Origin of the sequence: Protofrankia sp. CiP1_Cm_nod1, assembly GCF_920888515.1 — a bacterium.
Lineage (GTDB): Bacteria > Actinomycetota > Actinomycetes > Frankiales > Frankiaceae > Protofrankia.
Genome location: NZ_CAKKTM010000220.1, coordinates 1 through 2,384, shown reverse-complemented (window position 1 = coordinate 2,384; position 2,384 = coordinate 1). Strand labels below are relative to the sequence as shown.

Annotated in this window: 2 protein-coding genes; both read right to left on the bottom strand. The window is 72.2% G+C overall.

Translation table 11 applies throughout. From position 1 onward, the window contains the following. A partial coding sequence (locus tag NBX02_RS10215; protein ID WP_250291122.1) for a transposase occupies positions 1-1,732 on the bottom strand: 1,732 nt, incomplete at its 3' end. Positions 1,733-1,966: 234 nt separating this feature from the next. Beyond that, on the bottom strand, positions 1,967-2,384 hold a 418-nt coding region (locus tag NBX02_RS10210), incomplete at its 5' end, for a pentapeptide repeat-containing protein (protein WP_250291115.1).

Sequence of the window (2,384 nt, the reverse complement as noted above, 5' to 3'; positions counted from 1 at the left end):
TGAAGTCGAGTCGGGCGAGGTGGGTGGCGCGGGTGCGGTCGAGGGGCTTCCCGGTCCAGTAGGCATCGAGCCGGATCATGTTGATCGCGGTTGCGGCGATGTTGTGTTCGAGGGCGGTCTTCGGTAGGCCGATGTAGCGGGCGGTGCGGGTGCCGGCGACGTGGGTGGTCTGGCGCATGGTGCCCTCGATCCCGGCCCGGGCGGCGTAGCGGCGCTTCCACGTGTCGGTCGTCTGCTCGGCCCGCGCGGCGGCCAGGGCTTCGTGCAGGCCACGGTCCCGGATGGTGATCTGCCGGCGGGTGCCCTTCGTGCACAGTGCACGTTTCGGGCAGGGGCCGCGGTCCGCCTTCGCCCAGGTCACCACGATCGCGTCGGTGTCTCGCTGGCGGCACGGGGTCCACGATCTGCTGGCCCTGCCCTCGGGGCAGGTGCCGCGTCGCTGGTCGAAGTCGAAGGAGAAACTCGCCTTGTCATAGCCCTGTCCGGCCCTGGCCTGGGCGGACTGGTCGAGCAGGACCGGGGTGGCCAGCGTGATCCCGTAGGCCCGGGCGGAGCGGACGATCTGCTCGGCGCTGGGGTAGCCGGAGTCGAGCAGGTGCTCGGCGGGCAGCAGCCGGTTGCGCGCGAGCCCGGCGTGGATCTCCTCGAGCGCGGCGGCGGCGTCGGAGGTGGTCGCCACCGTGGTCAGCACCCCGGTGATCACGTTGGGGAGATCGCCGCGCCCGGTAGTCTTCGTCGCGGTCGTCGCGGTCGTCGCGGTCGTCGCGGTCGTCGTAGCGGGGTCGGGTGGGTTGCAGGTCTCGGTGAAGTGGACCTTGTAGCCGTCCCAGCCGTGGTCGCGTTTGACGCTGTGGCGGGCGTCGAGGTCGTAGGGGGAGATCAGGCGGTCTCTGCCGGGCGGGAGACCGTCCCCGCCCTCGGACTCGCTCTCCCGCCGCCGTACCCCCTCCGTCCCGGTGTTCGTGGTGTACCGGTAGAACTGCTGGACCCAGATCCGGCGCAGCGCGTCGACGGCGGGGATCTCCCGCAGCCAGGCCGGGGCCCCGGGCGAGGAGATCACCTTCAGCAGGTGGTAGCCGTCGCGGCCGTAGTCGAGCATGAGGGCCTTGCGCCGGGTCTCGGACTCGGGCAGGTGCAGGTTGCCGACCCGCGCCCCGTAGCGCAGCTGCCAGGACGCGTCGATCACCCCGGTCAGCCACGCCGGGGCGGCGCTGGCCAGCGCCTCGAGCGTGGCGCGCAGGGTCTCCCCGGCCAGTTCGAGACGGCACAGGTGCCGGATCGCGCCGAGCATGTGGGTGGAGTCGGTGCGCGCCCGCCCGCCCGCCTTCACCAGGCCCCGGGCGGCGAGGCGTTCGAGCAGTGCGTCCAGCGCGAGGGTCGCGAGATCCCCCTCGACGAGCCGCGCGCGGAACTCGGACAGGACGCTGGGGTCGAACCCGGAGTCGTCGAGCTCGAGGCCGAGGGCGTACTTCCAGAACACCCGGTCGCGTACCGCGTCCGCGGCCTGCCGGTCCGTGAGGTTCTCGCTGAACTGCAGCACCGTGACCATCATCAGCTGGGCCGGGGGGATCGCTGGACGGCCCCGCACCTCGAACGCCGCGGTGAACCGTTCGTCCTCGTACACCGCGCCGAGCTCCTCGCGGATGCGCATCGCCAGGCTGCCCTTCGGGAACGCGGCGCAGGCGACCTCCACGGTCCGTGCGGGTATCTCGGGCCAGGGTCTCGGCTGCATGGACACGCGCGCCATCGTCCCGACCCGACGCCGGACGATCCATTACCGGCCCGCGTGTTGCGCGCCGTGTTGGATGCCGCCGACACCGCTACACAACGTCGACCCAACCCTGCGGTAGCACCGCTGACGCGATCAAGTCCGGCCATCGGCACCAGCGAGACGTCACCCTCCCAGCCTGAATAAACCAGCAGGGCCCCGGGCCCCAGAAAAACCGGCAGACCGGATGAAACGGACTCAGGGCGGGGGTGTGTCGTCCAGGCCGCGGGCCGGCCACGACGCCGGCCGCGCCACCCCGTCCGGCAGCACCGTCGAAGAATCCCCTGTCGCCGACTCGAGCTGCTCCTGCGTCAGCTCCACCGTGTCGGTGAGGTCCGCCCCGAACAGCCGGGCGCGGGTGAGATTCGCTCCGAACAGCCGGGCGCCGGCGAGATTCGCCCCGAACAGCCGGGCGCGGGTGAGATTCGCCCCGTGCAGCCAGGCGCGGGTGAGATTCGCCCCGCGTAGCTGGGCGTTGGTGAGGTTCGCCCAGGACAGCTGGGCGTCGGTGAGGTTCGCCCGGTTCAGCAGGGCGCCGGTGAGCACGGCGCCGGTGAGCACGGCGCGGGGCACGCCGTCGCGAGGGGGCAGCCGGCCGAGAACGGTGAGGGCGGCC